General features: G+C 57.7%; 19 protein-coding genes and 1 tRNA gene. 13 read left to right on the top strand and 7 right to left on the bottom strand.

Annotated features, from left to right (window positions below):
• Positions 1 to 41 precede the first annotated feature (41 nt).
• The gene (locus tag KEM63_RS01900) at positions 42 to 1,205 is read left to right on the top strand and encodes a multifunctional CCA addition/repair protein (protein ID WP_223654470.1); all 1,164 of its coding nucleotides are present in this window, start codon (positions 42 to 44) and stop codon (positions 1,203 to 1,205) included.
• A gap of 6 nt (positions 1,206 to 1,211) precedes the next feature.
• Here KEM63_RS01900 and folK read toward each other — a convergent pair whose 3' ends face one another.
• Together folK and folB are read right to left on the bottom strand one after the other, a co-directional pair.
• A complete protein-coding gene (folK, locus tag KEM63_RS01895) occupies positions 1,212 to 1,760 on the bottom strand; it encodes a 2-amino-4-hydroxy-6-hydroxymethyldihydropteridine diphosphokinase (protein WP_223654468.1) in 549 nt (182 codons plus the stop codon).
• Complete coding sequence (gene folB, locus KEM63_RS01890) at positions 1,757 to 2,119, bottom strand: dihydroneopterin aldolase (protein WP_223654466.1); 363 nt, start codon at positions 2,117 to 2,119, stop codon at positions 1,757 to 1,759. Before folB ends, folK begins: the two co-directional genes overlap by 4 nt.
• A 50-nt stretch (positions 2,120 to 2,169) precedes the next feature.
• On the opposite strand from folB, the gene plsY reads away from it, so the two are divergent.
• The gene (plsY, locus tag KEM63_RS01885) at positions 2,170 to 2,754 is read left to right on the top strand and encodes a glycerol-3-phosphate 1-O-acyltransferase PlsY (protein ID WP_423747822.1); all 585 of its coding nucleotides are present in this window, start codon (positions 2,170 to 2,172) and stop codon (positions 2,752 to 2,754) included.
• Here plsY and tsaD read toward each other — a convergent pair.
• The gene (tsaD, locus tag KEM63_RS01880) at positions 2,751 to 3,788 is read right to left on the bottom strand and encodes a tRNA (adenosine(37)-N6)-threonylcarbamoyltransferase complex transferase subunit TsaD (RefSeq protein WP_223654465.1); all 1,038 of its coding nucleotides are present in this window, start codon (positions 3,786 to 3,788) and stop codon (positions 2,751 to 2,753) included. The genes plsY and tsaD overlap by 4 nt on opposite strands.
• Before the next feature lie 193 nt (positions 3,789 to 3,981).
• Here tsaD and rpsU point away from each other — a divergent pair, with 193 nt between their 5' ends.
• The 9 genes from rpsU (at position 3,982) to KEM63_RS17010 (ending at position 12,562) form a co-directional block, all read left to right on the top strand.
• Entirely contained in the window at positions 3,982 to 4,197 is a 216-nt protein-coding gene (gene rpsU / locus KEM63_RS01875) for a 30S ribosomal protein S21 (protein WP_036989131.1), read from the top strand.
• Positions 4,198 to 4,410: 213 nt separating this feature from the next.
• Entirely contained in the window at positions 4,411 to 6,276 is a 1,866-nt protein-coding gene (gene dnaG / locus KEM63_RS01870) for a DNA primase (RefSeq protein WP_223654463.1), read from the top strand.
• A gap of 86 nt (positions 6,277 to 6,362) precedes the next feature.
• A complete protein-coding gene (gene rpoD, locus KEM63_RS01865; RefSeq protein ID WP_223654460.1) occupies positions 6,363 to 8,216 on the top strand; it encodes an RNA polymerase sigma factor RpoD in 1,854 nt (617 codons plus the stop codon).
• 113 nt (positions 8,217 to 8,329) lie between these two features.
• Positions 8,330 to 8,406 (top strand) — tRNA-Ile (locus KEM63_RS01860).
• A 161-nt stretch (positions 8,407 to 8,567) separates the two neighbouring features.
• On the top strand, positions 8,568 to 9,677 hold the full coding sequence (locus KEM63_RS01855; RefSeq protein WP_223654451.1) for an integrase: 1,110 nt from the start codon (positions 8,568 to 8,570) through the stop codon (positions 9,675 to 9,677).
• A 414-nt stretch (positions 9,678 to 10,091) separates the two neighbouring features.
• The gene (locus KEM63_RS01850) at positions 10,092 to 10,325 is read left to right on the top strand and encodes a DNA-binding protein (protein ID WP_223654449.1); all 234 of its coding nucleotides are present in this window, start codon (positions 10,092 to 10,094) and stop codon (positions 10,323 to 10,325) included.
• Positions 10,326 to 10,328: 3 nt separating this feature from the next.
• Positions 10,329 to 11,204, top strand: a complete 876-nt coding sequence (locus KEM63_RS01845; RefSeq protein ID WP_223654447.1) for a helicase RepA family protein — start codon at positions 10,329 to 10,331, stop codon at positions 11,202 to 11,204.
• On the top strand, positions 11,104 to 12,069 hold the full coding sequence (repC, locus tag KEM63_RS01840) for a replication protein C, IncQ-type (RefSeq protein WP_223654445.1): 966 nt from the start codon (positions 11,104 to 11,106) through the stop codon (positions 12,067 to 12,069). The genes KEM63_RS01845 and repC overlap by 101 nt, the downstream gene beginning before the upstream one ends.
• A 292-nt stretch (positions 12,070 to 12,361) precedes the next feature.
• The gene (locus tag KEM63_RS17010) at positions 12,362 to 12,562 is read left to right on the top strand and encodes a type II toxin-antitoxin system MqsA family antitoxin (protein WP_223654443.1); all 201 of its coding nucleotides are present in this window, start codon (positions 12,362 to 12,364) and stop codon (positions 12,560 to 12,562) included.
• A gap of 327 nt (positions 12,563 to 12,889) precedes the next feature.
• Here the strand turns inward: KEM63_RS17010 and trbL are convergent, their stop codons facing one another.
• Genes trbL through KEM63_RS01815 form a run of 4 tightly spaced genes read right to left on the bottom strand, consistent with a single transcriptional unit; the run spans position 12,890 to position 15,545 of the window.
• Positions 12,890 to 14,362 (bottom strand): P-type conjugative transfer protein TrbL, encoded by a 1,473-nt coding sequence (gene trbL / locus KEM63_RS01830; RefSeq protein WP_223654441.1) that lies wholly within the window; start codon positions 14,360 to 14,362, stop codon positions 12,890 to 12,892.
• Positions 14,359 to 14,565 carry a hypothetical protein gene (locus tag KEM63_RS01825; RefSeq protein WP_223654433.1) on the bottom strand — a complete coding sequence of 69 codons (207 nt, stop codon included), beginning with the start codon at positions 14,563 to 14,565 and terminating at the stop codon, positions 14,359 to 14,361. The genes trbL and KEM63_RS01825 overlap by 4 nt, the downstream gene beginning before the upstream one ends.
• 10 nt (positions 14,566 to 14,575) lie before the next feature.
• Positions 14,576 to 15,304, bottom strand: coding sequence for a P-type conjugative transfer protein TrbJ (gene trbJ / locus KEM63_RS01820; RefSeq protein ID WP_223654431.1), 729 nt, complete (start codon positions 15,302 to 15,304; stop codon positions 14,576 to 14,578).
• 13 nt (positions 15,305 to 15,317) lie between these two features.
• Positions 15,318 to 15,545, bottom strand: coding sequence for a TraK family protein (locus KEM63_RS01815; RefSeq protein ID WP_223654421.1), 228 nt, complete (start codon positions 15,543 to 15,545; stop codon positions 15,318 to 15,320).
• A gap of 811 nt (positions 15,546 to 16,356) precedes the next feature.
• On the opposite strand from KEM63_RS01815, the gene KEM63_RS01810 reads away from it, so the two are divergent.
• Together KEM63_RS01810 and KEM63_RS01805 are read left to right on the top strand one after the other, a co-directional pair.
• Positions 16,357 to 17,874: a site-specific DNA-methyltransferase gene (locus KEM63_RS01810; RefSeq protein WP_223654413.1), complete on the top strand. Its 1,518-nt coding sequence runs from the start codon at positions 16,357 to 16,359 to the stop codon at positions 17,872 to 17,874.
• A gap of 2 nt (positions 17,875 to 17,876) precedes the next feature.
• Positions 17,877 to 20,510, top strand: a complete 2,634-nt coding sequence (locus KEM63_RS01805; RefSeq protein ID WP_223654411.1) for a DEAD/DEAH box helicase — start codon at positions 17,877 to 17,879, stop codon at positions 20,508 to 20,510.
• The last annotated feature ends 145 nt before the right edge of the window (positions 20,511 to 20,655 follow it).

The raw sequence follows: 20,655 nt of genomic DNA, 5'->3' as shown, positions 1-20,655 counted from the left end.
GGACGCTGGTCCGGCCGCGGCAAATCACTTAAAGTCGCGCCATGACTGAATCCTTCAAACGCTATCTCGTGGGCGGAGCGGTGCGCGACCAGCTGCTCGGGCGGCCGGTGACGGAGCGCGACTGGGTGGTGGTCGGCGCCACGCCTGAAGACATGACCGCAGCCGGATACCGACCGGTCGGCCAGGGTTTCCCGGTGTTCATCGACCCCGCGACCGGCGAGGAGTACGCCCTCGCTCGCACCGAGCGCAAGAGCGGCCGCGGCTACGGCGGCTTCGTTTTCCACACCAGCCCGGACGTGACCCTGGAACAGGATCTTATCCGCCGAGACCTGACAATCAACGCCATGGCCTTGGCCGACGACGGCAGCATCATAGATCCTTACGGTGGGCAGCCAGACCTGCAGCGCCGGCTGCTGCGACATGTCTCCCCCGCCTTCGGTGAGGACCCCCTGCGCGTGCTGCGCGTGGCGCGGTTCGCTGCCCGCTACGCCGACCTGGGCTTTCGTGTCGCCGATGAAACACTGCAGATGATGCGCGGCATTGCCGAGTCGGGTGAACTGCAGGCACTGACACCGGAGCGCAGCTGGAAGGAGATCAGCCGAGCTTTGATGGAAGCCCGGCCGGACGCGTTCTTCGAGACGCTGGGCAATTGCGGCAGTCTCCCGCAGGTGTTTCCAGAACTGCAGCGTGATCGGCCGGAGGAAGACCTTCTGGCAACGCTGAAAAAGGCAGCCGAGCTTGACCTCCCGCTACCGGCACGTTGGGCCTGTCTGCTGGAGAATCTGGCAGGCTGTTCCGACGGCGACCGCTGCCAGCGGGAAGATGTGACACGCGTTGCAGCGGCAAATCGACGCTTCAAGGTGCCACGCGACTGTCAGGACCTGGCGCTGCTGACCGCCCGCTTCCAACCGTGTTGCATCGAGGCGCAGAACCTGCCCGCGCTCGAGCTGCTCGAGCTGTTCAAGGCCTTCGATATTTACCGGCGCCCTGAACGGTTCGAGCAGTTTCTGGGCAGCTGCCAGGCCATCCAGCGCAGCGACGGGCAGGCCGGGACGCACTACCTGCGACAGGCCGTCGAGACGGCCAGAGGCGTGGGGGTGGACGCGTTGTTAAAACAGGGATTGAACGGCGCAGAACTCGGCGAGGCCTTGCAGAACCAGAGACTCCAGGCGCTGAAGGCTCACCAGCAGCACTTCAGCCAATAGCAGACTCTAGCGAACCGTTCTAAGTCTGGGACGAAACGTTTCAATCAGTGCGGGATCGGTAAGCGGCTTACCCCGCCAGGCAAATGCAACCGGCCACAATGACTGCTGGCCCTCCCAGCTGTTCCACAGGCACGAAACGTCAACCGAGTCCGACGGCAGGGTCAGCGTGGGCGCCAGGAGAGCCAACGGCCAGAGCACGAACGCATTTCGCCGGACCTCAGCGCGCGGCAGCGCGATGCCCTCATGCGTCCCGCTCAACTCGCCGTAGACCAGCACATCGATGTCCAGCGTGATGCGCCCGGCCACGCGGCCTTCGCGACGGCCGCAGGCTGCTTCGATGGCCTTCAGAGCAGCGCTCAGATCGGCAAGGGTCAGATGCGTCTGCGCGCCGACCACCATGTTGAAAAAGCGCTGGCCAAGCATCCCGACCGCATCGCTTTCGAACACCGGCGAGCACTCGAGCTGGCCAAGCAGTTGCTCGAGCGCGTCCAGGCCGCGAGACAGATAATGCTCGCGCTCGACGTTGGTCCCGAGTCCGAGATAGATGACGGTCACGGCTGCTTGCGACCACGCTCGATCAGCACGCCAACGCCGCCCAGAGCCGCCGGAACGGCGCCCGGCTTGGTCAGGCGCAGCCGCAGCCACGGCACCTCGAACTCGGCCATGATCAGCGCAGCCAGCCGGTCGGCAAAGGTTTCCACCAGAGCGAACCCGCTGTCATGGGCGAACGCGGTGATCCGCTGACTGATGGCGGCATAGTCCAGCGTTGCCGACAGATCGTCGTCGGCAGCGGCGCGGCGCATGTCCCAGCCCATTTCCAGATCGACGATCAACCGCTGCGGTGCAACCCGCTCCCAGTCGTACACGCCAATGACCGACTCGACCGCCAACCCGTTGATGAATACCTGATCCACTCGCGCCCCGCTGTTCGTCTACAATCTGGTTTTCGCCATGACCCGAGCCGATGTCTGCCGACCTCATCCTCATGATCTGCGCTGCCTACCTGCTTGGTTCGGTGTCGTTCGCCGTGCTGCTAAGCAGGCTGGGACGGCTTCCGGATCCGCGCCAGGCGGGCTCGCGCAATCCGGGTGCCAGCAACATGCTCCGTCTCGGCCATCGGCCGCTGGCCCTTGCGACACTCATCGGCGACTGGGGCAAGGGCGCTTTCGCCGTATGGTTGGCGGCGCACCTGGACATCCCACCCTCACAGCAGGCCTGGGTCGCCCTGGCCGCCATCGTCGGCCATATTCTGCCGGTTTTCCATCAGTTTCGTGGCGGCAAGGGTGTCGCCACTGCCGGGGGCGCACTGATGATGCTGTCCTGGCCGGCAACGCTTATCGCCGCCGTGCTCTGGCTGGCCTCGTTCTGGTTCAGGCGCATCGCCTCGCTGGCGTCGCTCGCGGCCTGCGCCGGACTGCTGCCCTGGTTCGCGTGGCAGCAGCCCGAGTTGCTGTTGCCAGTCATGCTCATGGTCGTACTGATCCTGCTGCGCCACCGGTTGAATATAGGCCGTCTGCTGAGCGGCACGGAAAACGACTTCCGACGCTAGCCGGCTGCCGGTGTGATCGGCGGTAGCTGCTCCATGGGCCAGCGCGCCCGGGCCTCGATGCCGGCCTCGTCGCGCTGGCCCGCCAGCAGGCGCTGGCATCCGGCGTAGGCGATCATCGCCCCGTTGTCGGTACAGAACGCTGGCCGGGCATAGAAAAGCTCGCCCTTCAGGCCGATCGCCATTCGTTCCAGCGACGCGCGCAGACGGCTATTGGCACTGACCCCCCCGGCGATGACCAGACGTTGGAGCCCGGTAGCCTTAAGCGCGCGGCGACACTTGATGGTCAGCGTTTCCACCACCGCGTGCTCGAAGCCCAGTGCAATATCGCACCGTGTCTGCTGGTCCATGTCCGGTCCCCCCGCCTGCTGCCACGCGTTGAGTACCGATGTCTTCAAACCGCTGAAGCTGAAGTCCAGGCCCGGGCGGTCGGTCATCGGCCGTGGAAAGACAAAGCGACCCTGCGCGCCGGATTGCGCCAGCCGGGCGATTTCCGGCCCACCCGGGTAAGGTAACCCCATCAGCTTGGCGGTCTTGTCGAAGGCTTCGCCGGCCGCATCATCGAGGGATTCACCCAGCAGCTGATAACGACCGATACCGTCCACGCGTACCAGCTGCGTATGGCCACCGGAGACCAACAGAGCGACGAACGGAAACGCCGGAGGCCGTTCCTCAAGCATTGGCGCAAGCAGGTGTCCTTCCATGTGGTGCACGCCAAGAGCCGGCACGCCCCAGCCAAACGCAAGTGCCTTCGCGCACGCACCACCGACCAGCAGTGCGCCAACCAGCCCGGGACCGGCCGTGTAGGCAACGCCGTCGACATCGCCTTCGGCCACGCCAGCCCGCGCGAACACTTCGCGCATCAGCGGAACCAGGCGCTTCACGTGATCCCGCGACGCCAGCTCGGGTACCACGCCACCGTATATCCGGTGCAGATCGATCTGGCTGAACAACGCGTCCGCCAGCAAGCCTCGCTCGCTGTCATACAGCGCCACACCGGTCTCATCGCAGGATGTTTCTATTCCAAGAATGCGCATCGTCCGCCTGCCCAGCCGTCATCTTCAGGTAACATGGCGCGCATGATAATCAGACCGGCCGCATGCGGCTAGTTTTTAACCATGAAGACTTTGCATTTCTCGAATTTAGGCGGTAACATCCGCTCCCCTGAAATGCACTTGCTACTGGCCAAGCCGGTAGCCACATGACTCACAGATTTGAGAAAGGTACGAAATGCCTGCCGTCAAAGTAAAAGAGAACGAACCCTTCGACGTCGCACTGCGCCGCTTCAAGCGCTCCTGCGAGAAAGCCGGTGTACTCGCTGAAGTCCGCCGCCGCGAGTTTTACGAAAAGCCGACTACCGAGCGCAAGCGCAAGGCAGCTGCTGCCGTCAAGCGTCACGCCAAGAAGCTGCAGCGCGAAAACCGCCGCCGCGAGCGTCTGTACTGAGTTACAGCTGTCTGCCGGGCCTGAAACAGGCCCGCTGAATCGGCGTGGGTGGACCACCCCCCGATACGACGCAGTCAATTTTGCTGAACGCACTTCTCCGGCCATCCTGCACAAGGATACGGCTGGTTTTTTGCGTTGCCGTGAGATAGTGTCCGATCCAATCGCTCGACGCCAGCGGACCGGCGTCTCTTTAGCTTTTTCAGGGCAACAGGCATGGCTGGGCTGATTCCACAGGGCTTTATCGACGATCTGCTGGGCCGCTCGGATATCGTCGAGGTCGTTGGCTCAAGGCTGAAGCTGAAGAAGACCGGCAAGAACTTTTCCGCGCTGTGCCCGTTCCATAACGAGAAATCGCCCTCTTTCAGCGTCAGTCCGGACAAGCAGTTCTATTACTGCTTCGGCTGCGGCGCTGGCGGCAACGCGATCAGCTTCATAATGGACTTCGAGCGACTGGATTTCCCCCAGGCAGTCGAAGAGCTCGCGCGCAATCAGGGCGTGGATGTACCGCGCGAAGAGCGCAGCGATCGCAAGGGGCCGTCCGCCCCACGCCAGGACAGCCCACTCTACGCGCTGCTGGAACAGGCCGCTGCCTACTATCGCCAGCAGCTGAGGCAGCACGGGCAGCGCCAGCGGGCGGTAGGGTATCTGAAGCAGCGCGGGCTCACCGGCCAGATCGCCAAGCTGTATGACGTAGGCTTTGCTCCACCGGGCTGGGACAACCTGATGGCACACCTGGCACGCGACACCACGGAACAGAAAGCGCTGATCGATGCCGGGCTGGTGGTGGAAAACCCCGAAACAGGCAAGCGCTACGACCGTTTTCGCGACCGCATCATGTTCCCGATCCGCGATGCCCGAGGCCGCGTCATCGGCTTCGGCGGACGCGTCCTCGGTGATGAGAAGCCAAAATACCTGAACTCGCCGGAGACACCTGTCTTCCACAAGGGACGGGAGCTGTACGGTCTCTACGAAGCGCGGCGCAGCAATCGACATCTGGAGGACATACTGGTTGTCGAGGGCTACATGGACGTCATCGCACTGGCCCAGAACGGCATCACCAATGCTGTCGCCACGCTGGGGACGGCCACCAGCGAAGACCACCTGAGCCGGCTGTTTCGAGTGGTGCATAACGTAGTGTTCTGCTTCGATGGCGACAACGCGGGCCGACAGGCTGCATGGCGAGCCCTGCAGGCGTGCCTTCCAGCCATGGAGGACGGTCGGCACGTGCGTTTTCTGTTTCTGCCCGAGGGTCAGGACCCTGATACGCTGGTTCGCAGCGAAGGGCAGGACGCGTTTCGTGCTCGCCTGGCGCAGCGGTCGGTTGCCTTGACCGATTACCTGTTTCGACACCTCGAGGAAGAGGCAAACATCGAGAGCCTGGAAGGCAAGGCGCACTTGGCGACGCTGGCGCTGCCGCTCATCGAACAGGTGCCGGGAAGCATGCTGCGACGCTTGCTGCGCCAGGCCCTGGAGCATCGCACGGGCATGCGCCTGGACGAGATGCCGCCAAGCCCGCCGCCTCCGACAGAGCACGATCACTACTATTCCACCGAGGAGCAGGAGGAAGAAGCACCGCGGTACGAGCCGGCAGCCGCCAGGCGCGAACGCTGGACACGTGCGACACCGCGCCGGCCTGCGGCCGAGCGCGGCAACGTCGAGGATCCGCTGCTTGGCGCAGCCAGGACCCTGCTTCACCACCCGCATCTGGCCGGACTGGTCAGCGGAGCGGAGCAATTCGCCGACGAAGATCGCGACGAGGCCAAGGTGCTGATTGCTCTGATCGACGCCCTTCAGAAAAACCCGGCGCTGTCGACTATACAGTTACTGGCACGCTGGCATGGGACAGCGCTGGGCGAGCAGCTATCCCGCCTGGCCGAAAAGGAGTGGCTGCTGAATATTCCCAGCGCCAACCTTGAACAACAGTTCTTTGACACTATAAATAGATTGAAGGCGGAACAAACCGACCGCCACATTCAGAGACTCCTCGACAAATCGGCCAGCGTGCCGCTCACCACCGAGGAAAAACAGCAGCTGCAGACCTTATTTGCCACCAGGACGGCATCAAACGCCGACCGGTGAGCTTGCGCCAACTGGCGTGAGAGACCCTGTTCAGGGTATAATCCGCAGCTTATTTTTTTGCACACAAGGCATCCACAAGGGTTGTTATGTCCGGAAAAGCGCAACAGCAATCCCGTCTCAAGGAGCTAATCGCTCGCGGTCGCGAGCAGGGCTTCTTGACCTATGCGGAGGTCAACGACCATCTGCCGGAGGATATATCGGATCCGGAACAGGTTGAAGACATCATCCGCATGATCAACGACATGGGGATCACGGTTTTCGAGACCGCTCCCGATGCCGATGCCCTGTTGCTGGCTGACAACGACGCTGACGAGGCTGCGGCTGAAGAAGCTGCGGCTGCGCTGGCTGCGGTCGAAAGCGATATCGGCCGTACCACTGATCCTGTGCGCATGTACATGCGCGAGATGGGTACCGTGGAACTGCTCACTCGCGAAGGCGAAATCGAAATCGCCAAGCGCATCGAGGAAGGCATCCGCGAAGTCATGGCTGCCATCTCCATGTTCCCCGGCACCGTTGACAGCATTCTTGCCGACTACCACCGCGTCGTCGACGAGGGCGGCCGCCTGTCGGACGTGTTCAGCGGCTACATCGATCCTGATGACGATGGCATGTCCGCCCCCGGCGCCAGCGAAGTCCCCGCACAGCCGGTGAAGCCCAAGGCTGAAGAAAAATCGGACGACGACGAGGATGACAGCGACGACGATTCGACCGAAGAGGAAGGCGATGGCGGTCCGGATCCGGAAGTTGCCCGCCAGCGCTTCGGTGCCATCGAAGATCAGCTGACCAAGACCAAGAAGGCGCTGAAGAAGCATGGTCGGGGCAGCCCGCAGGCCACCGAAGAGCTTGCTGCGCTCGCGCTCTTGTTCATGCCGATCAAGCTTATTCCCAAGCAGTACGAGGCACTGGTGACCCGTGTACGCGGCTCGCAGGACGCCATTCGTGCCCAGGAACGTTCGATCATGCAGCTGTGCGTGCGCGACGCACGTATGCCGCGCGCCGACTTTCTACGCAGCTTCCCCGGCAACGAAGTCAACGAAGCCTGGGTCGATTCGCTGCTGGCCGACGGCCCGCGTTACGCCGAAGCACTCGAGGCGATCAAACCCGAAATCATCCGCGCGCAGAAGAAGCTCGCCGCGATGGAGTCGGATTTCGATCTGACCATTTCCGAGGTCAAGGACATCAATCGCCGGATGTCGATCGGCGAAGCACGCGCCCGCCGCGCCAAGAAGGAAATGGTTGAAGCCAACCTTCGTCTGGTTATCTCGATCGCCAAGAAGTACACCAACCGCGGCCTGCAATTCCTGGATCTGATTCAGGAAGGCAACATCGGTTTGATGAAGGCGGTGGACAAGTTCGAATACCGCCGCGGCTACAAGTTCTCGACCTACGCAACCTGGTGGATCCGTCAGGCGATCACTCGCTCGATCGCCGACCAAGCGCGCACCATTCGTATTCCGGTGCACATGATCGAAACGATCAACAAGCTCAACCGCATTTCCCGACAGATGTTGCAGGAAATGGGAAGAGAGCCGACGCCTGAAGAGCTGGGCGAGCGCATGGAAATGCCCGAGGACAAGATCCGCAAGGTACTGAAGATCGCCAAGGAGCCGATCTCCATGGAAACGCCGATCGGTGACGACGAAGACTCGCATCTGGGCGACTTCATCGAGGATTCGACCATGGAATCGCCGATCGACTCGGCTACCGTGGAAAGCCTAAAGGAAGCCACCCGCGAAGTGCTTTCGGGGCTTACCGCAAGGGAAGCCAAGGTATTGCGCATGCGTTTCGGCATCGACATGAATACCGATCATACGCTGGAAGAGGTCGGCAAGCAGTTCGATGTAACCCGCGAGCGGATTCGTCAGATCGAGGCCAAGGCATTGCGCAAGCTGCGCCATCCGACGCGCAGCGATCATCTGCGAAGCTTCCTCGACGAGTAACATGCGTCGATCGAAACCCGGCCTCGGCCGGGTTTTTTTATGCTCTCACCAAGCCAACCCGCTATGGTCACTGCCGAGCCCAGTCCGTATAATGCCGGGCTGCACGACGTCGTGGGCCTATAGCTCAGTTGGTCAGAGCAGGCGACTCATAATCGCTTGGTCGTAGGTTCAAGTCCTACTGGGCCCACCATTTCTAGCCAGCACATTGCAGCGTAAAGGCTCTACAATACAGCCACTTACCGCTTGCATGGCTCGGTGGCTTCCCGTCACGTTTCCGGCGACCAATCGTTAACATCACCGAAAGGTACAATTTCGGTACACTGCTAACTTCTGGAAGCGCAGGAACCCACTATGGCCACCCTCGTAAAGACCCCTTCTGGCACCTGGAAAGCGGTCATCCGCAAGACCGGATTTCCCACCGCTACCAAAACTTTTAGAACCAAACGTGATGCTGAAGATTGGGCACGCCGTGTCGAAGACGAGATGGTGCGAGGCGTTTACATCCAGCGCGCCCCAGCCGAACGCATGACGGTCGCAGACGCGTTGCAGCGCTATCTAGCAGAGGTTTCCCCCACCAAGCGCCCGGCATCTGCTGCGAGCGATGCGCGGCACTCCAAGCCGCTGATCCAAAAGCTTGGCAAATATTCGTTAGCGGCGCTGACTCCCGAGCTGATTGCCAAGTATCGCGATGAACGACTTGCCGGGCTGGACAGGAAGGACGCCAAAGGGAGGCCTGCCCCGAGACCTCGCTCCCCGAATACGGTCCGGCTCGATCTAGCCCTGTTGGGACATATGCTCAGCACTGCGATAAAGGAATGGGGCATTGGGCTAGCTTTCAATCCGGTGCAGGCGATCCGTCGCCCGGCCCCACCCCCCGGGCGCGAACGGCGTCTCAGCAGAGAGGAAGAGGTTCGATTGCTCGAGGCTGTGGCTGCCCACTCCAATCCGATGCTGGGCTGGATCGTGACGATCGCTCTTGAGACTGGCATGCGGTCATCCGAGATAACTACGCTGCGCCGTAGCCAAGTTGATCTGAAGCGTCGAATCGTGCGCTTGCTTGATACCAAGAACACGCTCCCCCGCACCGTCCCTCTCACAAAGGCTGCCGCTGAAGTTTTCCGTGCGGCCTTGAACAACCCGGTACGACCCATCGATACAGACATTCTTTTCTTCGGTGAGCCAGGGAGAGACGGTCAGCGCCGCTTCTACAACTTCAACAAGGTTTGGCTGAAAGTAAAAGCTGATACTGGTCTGAAGGACTTTCGGTTTCATGACCTCAGGCACGAGGCAGTCAGTAGATTTGTCGAAGGTGGTCTCAGCGATCAGCAGGTGGCTGCGATCAGCGGCCACAAGTCGATGCAAATGCTGCGACGTTACACTCACCTCCGCGCCGAGGACCTGGTTGATGAGCTGGACGCCATCGATTTGCGAAGAGCGAGCAAGCCACGAAACGCAGACTAACGATATATATTAAGTCGTCAGCGAATCCGGACACGTCGAGCTGCAGGCGAGTAAGTGCTTGTTTGCTCGACCAACGCTTGCGGCGGTATAGCAAACACACATCCTGCCCAGCTAACTTACTGCACTATGCGGCTCCCCCGCGATACTCACACCACTACCGCCGCGTAAAACGATGATCGGCTGGCGTTTATATTATTTACAAATATAGAAACCAGAAAACCGAAAGCGTTAACCATATAAGCCAGCGGCAGTGTGGTTAAAGTGCGGCTAGAGTGCGGTAAAAGTGCGTTAAAAAGGTTTTATGACGAAATTACCTATTGGTTTTTCAGTCACTTACGATATGTCGTAAGTATACAAAATCGCGCGGTATTCGTAATCTTCGTATTACTTGTTATCTATACGGAGAGTTACGAAATGACTATCGAAGATTCTCTTCACGACCGCTTTGGCCCGCTGCTTAGTCTCGTGCAGCTCGCTAACATTCTCGACCGCTCACCAGACGGCTTGCGCATCAGTTTGCGCTCGCAGAACGACTGGGCATCGGAAATCAATCAGACGAAGCTGAAAATTGGCCGACGAGTTTACTTCCGCACTTCGCAGATTGCTGAGCTGCTCGACGGTGATCGACTTTGCAGTGGTAGGGGCTGATACATGGCGATAGATCTGATGTGGGCGTTTGAAAACGAGCCGCCGCCGTTGGATTTTATATGGCCAGGTTTTCTCACAGGCACTGTGGGAGCTTTGGTCGCCCCGGGCGCAACTGGTAAGAGCTTCTGGGCGCTGGAAGCCTCGATGTGTATCGCATGCAGCGTTGCCGGTGGGGATATTCTGAAGCTGAATCCACTCAACACGGGACAGGTGGTCTATCTGGCTGGTGAGGATCCAGAAGCGCTGCTTCTGCGACGTGTTCATGCCATTGGTAAGCACCTGGGTCCGACTGCTAAAGCCGCCATAGCGGAGAACCTGGTGGTGGAATCGATAGTCGGCAAAGGGCTCAATATCATGGACCAACGCCACATGCAGAGTTTGCTGGACTTCTGCCGTGGTAGCCGCCTGATTATCATCGATACGCTTAGCCGGATTCACCTCTTGGATGAAAACAACAATGGGGAAATGGCTCAATTGATTTCCAGGTTGGAGCAGGTTGCCTATCTCACCGGGGCGTCTGTGCTTTACCTGCACCATGTAAACAAAGGTAGCGCCCGAGAAGGCCAGACCGGCCAGCAGCAGGCGGCCCGCGGCGCTTCAGCATTGGTCGACAATGCACGTTGGTGCGGTTTCGTCGAACGGATGTCGGTAGAGAAAGCCCGGGTTCTGAGCGACCGCCAATTTGATCGTCGACCAATTGGTGACGACCGACGTAGACATTTCATCCGGTTCGGTACCAGCAAGGTGAACTACGCAGAAGAGCAGGACGATCGCTGGTATGCGCGGCAGACAGAAGGAGTTTTGGTACCTGCCGAGCTCGTCCCGGCAAGGCAGGAAAACGCCAAAAGGGAGCGTACCGCCAGTGTGTACACCGGCTAAAAATCGCGTCTCGGCTGAATATGCCCGCCAAGACCCGGCTCTAGGACTCGCGCCGCTGTTTCGCCCGGTATATCACGGGCGCCGGCCAGGTGGAATCACTGTAGAACACGAGCATGGAGGCCTGCAGATGAAACTCAATATCTGGCGGGCACTGGATTGCCGAGACCAATCTGTTTTGCTGGCCACAATCGCTCTAGCCGGAAAGCTCGGCACTGAAGACTTGCATGCAGGCATCAGTCATTGTAGGGCGCAACAACTCTGGCAAAATTTAAAACCAGAGGAATTGGCCACGTTGGATCAAGCCGTGGTGGTCAAGACCAGTCGCCACGCGCTGTTGCAGGCCGCAGGCATGGCTGTTGGCAAGGCGGAATACGGCCGACTGGAGGAGTGTCTAGAGCGCTTGAGTATGGTGGGCTGCCGTGTTCGGAAGGCCGAGCATGAATGGTCCATGCGTTTGCTGTCCTATGCCAAAACCAGAGACGAAAGGCTACATATTGCTTTGAACCCTCGGTTTGCCGAGGCACTGTCTGGGCACTATGTACATGTGTCGCTGACTGAGCGGAGAGCACTGGACAGCGACACAGCACAGCTTACCCATGCTTGGCTATCGGCATGGTTGCGGCAGGGTGGTCGCAATAGCATCCGGCTCGACCGGCTAGCCGAAAAGGTTTGCGGCCCCCCCAGCACGTCTGCCTCTACGAACCGCAGCAGGCGCCACCGAATCAGCAAAGCACTACAGGATATCGACGCGCTGGACGGTTGGAAGGTGAACGTTCAGGGCAAAGGAGCTGCTGCGAAGGCGACCATCGAGCGCCCTACGCTTGATCGACAGAGTTTGATCACCGGCAGAACGGGCATCGTATAAACGGGGACGTTCCATCGTATTAACAGGGACGCTGATTCGTATTTACGGGGACGTTTCGGGGATCTGGATACCCCTGGAAGGCCCGGCGCTCCCGGTCTTCCGCGCCTCCGCACAAATCCGTACTAGTACTTACTAATAACTACTACGCTGCGCGGTACAGCCCGCGCCAGTGGGCACGAGCTGACCCTACGGTTTTAACGCCGAATAAAGGCGTGATTTCGCCTATGCCTCGTGTAGGAGCGTGACATTGCTATTAGGGTAACTGCAAATACGACTACAAGGAGTACGGAACATGAAGTGTCCTACGTGCGGTGCCGCTGAGTTGATCCCAGATGTTCGAGATTTACCGTTCACCCTCAACGAGCAAACCACGGTCATCTATAACGTGGAAGGAGAATATTGTCCAAGCTGCGGAGACGTTCTTATTGCCGCGGTTGACTCGACTCGCGTTAGTGAGCAGTTGTTAGCGTTCAAGGACGATGTCGACCGATAAATGGTAACGAAGTTAAGCTTCAACGGCGCTTGGCTCGCTAATAAATCAAAGAAGACGCTCCATAGCGGAGCTAGTTATATCACCAGCAGGGGGTCCGATTATGCGTACCGCCTCGCCGTGATAGAGAACGCGAGGCGAAGCGCTTAAGCGTCGAGGTTGCTGTGCTCGGGTGAAGGGCGTGGCCGCCAAGCAACCGCCCTCATGATAAACGGATAGCACACTGGTAGCATGAGCCAGGCCACCCACGAACCGCCTATTGCGAACCCTACCAGCAGCAGCGTGAGAGCCAACCAAAGCATCAGATACCAGACGGGCGCCTGCGGACGTTTAGGGTTCATCAATTGGTCTCCTCGCAGGGGACTTGTAGGGTTGTTCGCAGACATTCGCTTCCAAGGTAGCTTTCGGTCGAGATCCAAAGGGGGGCCGATTATGCGTAGGCCTGCCCTGACCGCTGAATGCACCAGCACCGATGCTGCCCGCCATCGCCTGCGTGGGTGACTCACCGCCTCCTACATCGCTTTTTCCCTCGGCAACCATACCCAAACGCTCTGCTCGCATCTTCTGCGCCATCGACCCGCCAAAGGTGCCGTGAGTAGAGCTGTAATCGCCCATGATCCGCCCTCCAAGCGTCTCGCCCGCCGCTTTGTTGAGGTTCTTCATGGTCCGCCCGGCATGGGAGAGCGCTTCGCCGACCGCTGACTTGGCAGAGGCCGGTGGCGTCCATGACGCGACACTGCCTGGCATAGGTAGAGGGCCCGTTGAACCGGACTGAGGCGCTGGAGGGGGACCAACTGACGCACCGCCCATGATCGAGTTGCTGGCAGAGGCGATCCCAGACCCAACACCGCCGACTTGCTCGCCTGCAAGCTTTGAAGCCTCACGTACGGCCATAGCTCCACCCGCCACCCCTACGGCAGCGCCTACCGCCACAGAGCCGGCAGCACGCGCCATGCCGCCAACAGTTGGCGTCGCACCGCCCAATGAAGCACCGTTGATGATCCCTTGCACGGCGTCGGGGATCATCTTGACCAAGATTGCCATCATGAGAAGGACTCCGATGATGGCAAGGATGGCGCGGAATGACTCGTGGTCCTGATTCGCCGCCCAATGATGTATGAACTGCTCGCCTGCCCCAATGACCAGGAACATGACGTACAGCTTGGCTCCTATGCTGACGGTGTAGCTGATGTACTTTTTGGCGTAATCAACAGTCCACTGAGACCCCCCAAAGCCCAGCAGAACGATCCCCGCGGCTGTTACCACATACATCTCTGCCAATACGAAGAAGGCATAGGCAGCAATCAGTGTGTACAGAATGACTACCGGCAATGCCAAGATCGTGTAGGCGATCCGGCTAAGGCCGCTGCCAGCGGAAATGATGTCGCCACCGAGGGTAAAACCGCGCTCGAGGATTTCTGGCACGCTCAAGCTCAAGCTGGCACCGGTGGCCTGGCCACCAATCCAGACCCAGCCGCGGATCATTGTCTCAGCCAGCTGTTGACCGCCCTGGATCAGGAACAGAAAGAACCCAGTAAAGAGCACCAGCCTTACGAGCTCCGCTACAAACTCACCAAGATCAGCATTCCTCAGAACCATCTGACTAGCAGACCAGGCATAGGAAATCACAGAGAGCGTCAGAAGCAGCCAAGTGGCGACCTGCTGCAATGGTGCGTACCAAAGCGCGACAGAATCACGGAATCCTTCCTGGAGATCCCTCACCACTTCCCCATCAGCACCAAGGACCTGACCGCTTAACGTGCATAGCCCTGCTCCGAGCATCGGGAGGAACCAAAGCTTCATAGGCCACCCTCCTTAGAGCCGGAGCCAAACAAGTCGCCGCCAGTGATTGGCCGCTGAGAGGACGGTTCGCTATCACGCGAAATCGTGGCTCGCTCCCAAGCTGCATTATCTTTAGTCCTGTCGGACTGCCACACCGCCGCAGCAGCAGCGATAGCCATTACTAAACCTACGATAACGGTCAAAATCTTGGTATTGACGTTCATCTGTCACTCCTCAGAACAGATCATTGGCCCGAATCGGCTGCTGGCTTTCCGGGTTGTTGTCGCGAGGCGCAACGGCGCGATGCCACGCAGAGTCGTCCTCCGCTTGGCGATCGACCTGCCCACCGACATGGCTGGCCTGTAGCTGGATCTGAGCCATTTGGAGCTGTCGCAATTTTTGAAGTTGTTCCACTTGCAGCGCAGCGATGGAGCCACCTGCCTGTAGCAGCTGCCTGGTTCCGGTTGCGCTTTCCATCTGCGCCTCCACTGTGCGAAGCGCCGAGTCTTCACGATCAAACTGTTGGGCTTGTAGCCCTGCCGCCCTTAACGCCCCGCGCACACTATCGTGATTGGCCTGAGACCAGGCCCCGTAGCGCTCTGCCATATCGTCAGGGCTGTCCTGCTCTCTCGAGGCGTAATACTCAAAGTCGCGGTACTCGCGCTGGTAATCCTCATCCATCTGCCCAGAGCTATAGGCTACGGCCCGGCCAGTTGCAACGATATTCGCCAAGCGCTGAAGATCCGCCAGCGCCTGCTGCCGCACGTGTTGCGGTAGCGCCCGGAAATTCTCATACATGATTTCGTACTGGCGCATGGTGTACGCAAGGTTTTCGGCTTCGCTAAGAGCAACCTCAATCAGCTCGATGTTGTTTAGCAGCTGTGTTACCTCGGTAGCTCCACCAGTCAGCCCTCCACCGCCAGCCTCAGCCGGAGGTGAAAAGACTAGAAAAGACGCAACCATGCACAGCAGAGTCTTATTTTTCATCGCCGGCTCTCCTTACAAACTTGCGCACATAAATTGCGAACTGGTTGTATTTGACGTTGATTTCGCCACGCTTGTGCATGAGCCGCCAAACGTCCATTGCCGTATAACCTTCATTCAAGGCGGCACTGATCTGCTCAAGGTTTTGGAGGAAGGCTACCTTCCCGCTAGCTGCAGGCTTCTTCAGCCGGGCAAGGCGAAGTTCTTCAAGCAATTCCATAGTGAGTATCCCCTTATCACACTATGCAATGATACTTTCAAAACACTTTCTGTAAACTTACGATATATCGTAAGTCGACTGAATAAGGACATATTAGCGACAGATTTACCGCACATTAAGCGCACTTTAGAGACACCCACTCTGCAATCCCTATGCAAAACAATAAGAATATCGATATTTATCGAATAATATTGTTAGCCACATGATACTCTGCATACTTTCTGCATCTAGTGCGACTAAAAGGACACTAAAGTGCGGACACCACTCTGGGCAGGATGTGTGTTTGCTATACCGCCGCAAGCGTCGGGATATCAAACACCACTAGTTACTCGCCCTACGGGGCTCGACGGAAATCACGCGCTGACTGCACCGACCCCCAACCCTCCAGCGCGTCAAGCCACAGCGTCACATCTAACTAGGAGCTGGTTTCGGATCTCGTGATTGGCATGAGCTAAAAGGCATGCCTTGCGCAGCTACCAGGCTGGACGCGTACGCCGAGCGAATGGCCAGCAGCTCAGGCAACGGCGCCATCTCCTAACTGAGCAGCCGTACACCTTCTCAGGCAGCTGGCACCTCGATGCCGAAGATTCTCAGCGCCCTACACCTCACTTCAAACGTCCCGGTCTAGCCCCGTATCGTAGCGAGACAAGCGACAGGAAATATCCGCTTTGAGAAAGAACAGATCTGCGCGAATCAAGGCGCATCGGTCTTTCCCCCAGCTTGCTAGACATTCAAAGCTGTAAAACCCTGACGATTGGGTTCAGGAAGGATAAACTACGGCCTTTGAACGTCGTCCCTTGGAACCTTTCACATGCCGCTGCTTTCCTGGTTCAACCGTGACGCAGACCTCACACGGGCCTCGCTTGCGCCCTACCGGTTGCTTGAGCCCAACATGGCCCTTTCCCGTGGTGAGCTCGATGCTCATAACATGCTAATCCACGGAGACAACCTCGATGCTTTGAAGGCATTGCTGCCTTACTATGCAGGGCAGATAAAATGCGTTTTCATCGATCCGCCTTACAACACCAAATCTGCCTTTGAGCAGTATGACGACAATCTTGAACATTCGCAGTGGCTGTCCATGATGTATCCCCGTCTTGAGCTGATTCGCGAATTGTTGGCACCAGACGGGTCGCTATGGGTCACGCTAGATGATAACGAGGCTCACTATTTTAAGGTGATATGTGATGAGATTTTCGGTAGGCCAAACTTCATTGCCTCGGTCATCTGGCAGAAGATTTATTCGCCAAAGAATTCCGCGCGCCACTTCTCCGTTGATCATGATTACATCTTTGTTTACGCCAGAGACGCCGAGAAATGGGTGCCTAACCCTATGCCTCGCACTGAAAAACAGGATAAAGCCTACCGCAACCCAGACAAAGATCCTCGTGGCCCATGGAAAGCAGGCGACCTGTCGGCTCGGAATTACTATGGGGCAGGCGTGTATCCCATTACCACACCATCAGGCCGAGTGATTGCCGGCCCTCCCAATGGTATGTATTGGCGAGTTTCGGAAGCTAAGCTACGTCAACTGGATGAGGACAACCGAATCTGGTGGGGAAAAGACGGCTCCAATGTGCCTGCGATCAAGCGTTTCCTTTCGGAGGTCAAGCAGGGACGCGTCCCACAAACCCTGTGGCCTTATGATGAGGTCGGCCATACTCAAGATGCAAAGAAGGAAGTAGTCGCTCTGTTCGGCAACGAAAATTTCGCCACACCTAAGCCCGAAGCTTTGATGAAACGCATCATCGAAATTTCGACTGATCCGGGTGACCTTATCTTGGATAGCTTTCTCGGCTCAGGAACGACAGTGGCAGTTGCGCACAAAATGCGACGACAGTGGATCGGAATCGAAGTCGGCGTCCACGCCGAGAGCCACTGTTTGCCTCGCTTAGAGAAAGTAATCCTCGGTGAGCAAGGGGGAGTCTCAAAAGATGTGGATTGGGCCGGGGGCGGGGGATTCAGGTATTACACTCTAGGTGCTCCTGTCTTCGACGAGACAGGCCACATCCGCGAAGGAATCTGTTTCGAGCAGCTTGCGGCGCACATCTGGTTCGCTGAAACGGGGACCGCTCGTTCGTCTAATGCTTGTAGGTCCCCCCTGCTAGGTGTGCATCAAGGGACCGCATACTTTCTTCTGTTCAACGGGATCTTAGGTGATTTAACTGAAGGCGGCGGAAACGTCTTAACGAAAAGGATTTTGAGAGCACTGCCTGAGTTCGACGGCCAAAAGGTGATTTATGGGGAAGCCTGCCTTCTCGCTCCTGAGCTGCTCCAGGATCTCAAAATCACCTTTCGACAAACCCCTTACGATATCAAGGCGCGTTGACCATGGCCTATACACTTAAGCTCTATCAGCGCCGCGTACTGGCGAGCCTTGAGAAATTTTTAGATGCATCTCGACTGGACGGCCCCGCTAAGGCGTTTGAAGACTATGTTGATGTGGGGCTAATGGATGAGTACAAAAAAATGCCCGGGCTCCCATCGGTTCCCTACGTATGCCTACGTGTCCCCACTGGCGGCGGAAAAACCATCCTTGGCGCTCACATTATCCGCATTTGCGGGACCTCTTATCTCGAACGACAGTTCCCTTTCGTCTTGTGGATGGTTCCAACCACCCTCATCAAGTCCCAAACTTTGGAAGCCTTCCAAAATCCTCGCCATCCGTATCGGCAAGAGCTGGATGATGCATTTGGTGGCCAGGTAGCAGTTTTTGACGTGGCGGATTTCGCTCAGATCCGCCCCGCAGACCTCATCACGAAGGTTTGCGTAGTCGTATCTACTGTCGCAGCTCTGCGGGTCGATAAAGAAGAAGGCCGAAAGGTTTATGAGCACCATGAAGGTCTGGAGACTCACTTCGGCGGGTCCGCCAGAGAGCTAGATTATTTAGAGAAAGGAGAAAGCGGAAAAGCAGCTGCTTCATTTGCGAACCTTCTCAAGCTCCACGGGCCTTTGGTAATTATGGACGAAGCTCATAATGCCACCACGCCGCTCTCTTATACCGTATATGAGCGCCTTGGACCGAAAGCAGTGATTGAGCTTACCGCCACCCCTGATGTAGCGAGTTCTAACGTGCTTGCCAGCGTCTCAGCATTCGAATTGAAAGCAGAGAATATGATCAAATTCCCTGTGGTTCTGAAAGAACACGATGCCGAATGGCAGGTTGCAGTAAGTAGCGCGGTAGCTCGACGCAGATCCCTATCCAAGACCGCCATGAGCGAGCCGGAGTACATTCGGCCAATACTTCTAATTCAAGCTGAAAATGCAAAAAGGGAAGCCACAGTTGAAGAGGTAAAACGACATCTTATCGAAACCGATGGCGTTAATGAGTCCGCCATCGCTATCGCTACGGGCGCACAACGCGAGATTGACGGGGTAGACCTGTTCGCCAAGGATTGCCCCATAGAGGTGATCATAACGAAGCAGGCACTGAAGGAAGGCTGGGACTGCTCGTTCGCGTACGTGTTCTGTTCAGTAGCTCAGGTTAAGTCAGACAAGGACATTCAGCAGTTACTTGGCAGGGTTTTGCGGATGCCTTACGCCGTGCCGCGGCATCAGGAAGCAATGAGCAAAGCTTACGCTCACGTCGTAACAGATAGCTTTGGCCGAGCTGCCGGTGAACTGATCCAGTCACTCATCAATATCGGCTTCAACCCAATGGAAGCTGCGGCGGCTATCCGCAAGGAAAAAAACCGAGAGCTCGATCTGGAGGGCGGATCTACCAGCCCTTTGTCATTGCCTATCGCGAAACTAATCCTTCCCCAAGCCCCCGAGCTCTCAAACATCCCGGCCCGGGATCAGCAGCGTGTTCACTTCTCACCGGACATGACCGGGCCCGGTGGGATAGTGGAGGTCAATGACGAGATCGATCAGTCGACAATCGATGCGATTGTGTCTGCTGTGTCGGGTAAAAAAGCCAAGGATGCCGTCGTAGCTGAAATTGAAAGGCATCAGCAAGCCGTAATCGCTGCTAAAGCGCCGAGCGAAAGAAACATCACGTTTCAGGTCCCCCGCCTTTGCCTCATCGAGCAGGGAGAGCTGGAACTGGTGGATCGAGGGGCCGTTTCAGCAGCTTTCAGCTGGGATTTACTATCTACGCCGCCCGACCTGTCGACCTTCAAATTCGATGAAGCAAGCATGACGTTTGAGGTATTCCTGGATGACAAGACCGTCCAGTTTCAAAACATCAAAGATGATGTGAACACGTACCTTCCTGGCTTCGCACAGGACAGGAGCGCCGCGGACCTCATAGGCTGGCTAGATCAAGAGATTCGCGAACCTTCGATTAAGCAGCCAGTCTTGCGAGAGTGGCTGCGTCGTGCGGTCACTGGATTGCTTGAGGACCGGGGATTCTCGCTAGCGCAACTACTCAAAGGCCAATTCGTCCTGCGTCGCAAACTTGGAGAGCAGTTGCTTTTGCTCAAAAAGCAAGCGTATGACGCGGGCTTTCAGCAAACGCTTTTCAGTCAAGACGCTGAGCTGGTGACCTCTGCCGGCCCAGGCTACGCCTTCACATATCCCCAGGACATGGCACTTTATCCTGCGACCTCATACTACCGAGGACCTTACCGTTTTCAGAAGCATTACTACCCTTTCCCTGGCGGCTTGCCCTGGAAAACACCCAAAGGTGTAATCACCGAGGAATTCGATTGCGCGCAAGCCATTGATCTGCTCAATGAGGTAGATTTTTGGGTCCGCAATTTGGTGCACCCTTCTCAGTTCTGGATGCCTACGGCGACCCAGCGGACCTATCCTGATTTCGTCGTAAAGCTAAAGGATGGCAGGTTGCTGGTGGTGGAGTACAAAGGTGGAGATCGATTCAGCAACAATGACAGCAAGGAAAAGCGTCTCATTGGCGATCTGTGGGCCAAAAAGTCTGATGGGAAGGGCGTATATCTCATGGCCCAAAAGCACGACGAGCTCGGGCGGAACGTCCGTGAACAACTCCTTGCCGCCATCGGTTGAGCCGACGCAGCGATTCGCCTCTGAGGGGTGGTCGTGACGACCAATCGTTGCAGTGACGGCATTGATTTCACAATTCTTGAAATGGGTGGACTTCCTGGCGCCTTGCTGGCGATCCGGTTCGACATCCCCTACCAAAAGCGTCACG

The sequence above is a fragment of the Halopseudomonas nanhaiensis genome (assembly GCF_020025155.1).
GTDB lineage: Bacteria > Pseudomonadota > Gammaproteobacteria > Pseudomonadales > Pseudomonadaceae > Halopseudomonas > Halopseudomonas nanhaiensis.
This window is presented reverse-complemented; position numbering and strand designations above follow the sequence as displayed.

Excerpts from the sequence above, each read along its gene's own strand:
- tsaD (WP_223654465.1), bottom strand. The coding sequence starts at position 3,788 with ATGCGCATTCTTGGAATAGAAACATCCTGCGATGAGACCGGTGTGGCG.
- KEM63_RS01855 (WP_223654451.1), top strand. The coding sequence starts at position 8,568 with ATGGCCACCCTCGTAAAGACCCCTTCTGGCACCTGGAAAGCGGTCATC.
- KEM63_RS17010 (WP_223654443.1), top strand. The coding sequence starts at position 12,362 with ATGAAGTGTCCTACGTGCGGTGCCGCTGAGTTGATCCCAGATGTTCGA.
- rpoD (WP_223654460.1), top strand. The coding sequence starts at position 6,363 with ATGTCCGGAAAAGCGCAACAGCAATCCCGTCTCAAGGAGCTAATCGCT.
- KEM63_RS01805 (WP_223654411.1), top strand. The coding sequence starts at position 17,877 with ATGGCCTATACACTTAAGCTCTATCAGCGCCGCGTACTGGCGAGCCTT.
- repC (WP_223654445.1), top strand. The coding sequence starts at position 11,104 with ATGCGCGGCAGACAGAAGGAGTTTTGGTACCTGCCGAGCTCGTCCCGG.
- KEM63_RS01850 (WP_223654449.1), top strand. The coding sequence starts at position 10,092 with ATGACTATCGAAGATTCTCTTCACGACCGCTTTGGCCCGCTGCTTAGT.
- trbJ (WP_223654431.1), bottom strand. The coding sequence starts at position 15,304 with ATGGTTGCGTCTTTTCTAGTCTTTTCACCTCCGGCTGAGGCTGGCGGT.
- KEM63_RS01900 (WP_223654470.1), top strand. The coding sequence starts at position 42 with ATGACTGAATCCTTCAAACGCTATCTCGTGGGCGGAGCGGTGCGCGAC.
- KEM63_RS01845 (WP_223654447.1), top strand. The coding sequence starts at position 10,329 with ATGGCGATAGATCTGATGTGGGCGTTTGAAAACGAGCCGCCGCCGTTG.
- rpsU (WP_036989131.1), top strand. The coding sequence starts at position 3,982 with ATGCCTGCCGTCAAAGTAAAAGAGAACGAACCCTTCGACGTCGCACTG.
- KEM63_RS01825 (WP_223654433.1), bottom strand. The coding sequence starts at position 14,565 with ATGAACGTCAATACCAAGATTTTGACCGTTATCGTAGGTTTAGTAATG.
- dnaG (WP_223654463.1), top strand. The coding sequence starts at position 4,411 with ATGGCTGGGCTGATTCCACAGGGCTTTATCGACGATCTGCTGGGCCGC.
- KEM63_RS01815 (WP_223654421.1), bottom strand. The coding sequence starts at position 15,545 with ATGGAATTGCTTGAAGAACTTCGCCTTGCCCGGCTGAAGAAGCCTGCA.
- trbL (WP_223654441.1), bottom strand. The coding sequence starts at position 14,362 with ATGAAGCTTTGGTTCCTCCCGATGCTCGGAGCAGGGCTATGCACGTTA.
- plsY (WP_423747822.1), top strand. The coding sequence starts at position 2,170 with ATGTCTGCCGACCTCATCCTCATGATCTGCGCTGCCTACCTGCTTGGT.
- KEM63_RS01810 (WP_223654413.1), top strand. The coding sequence starts at position 16,357 with ATGCCGCTGCTTTCCTGGTTCAACCGTGACGCAGACCTCACACGGGCC.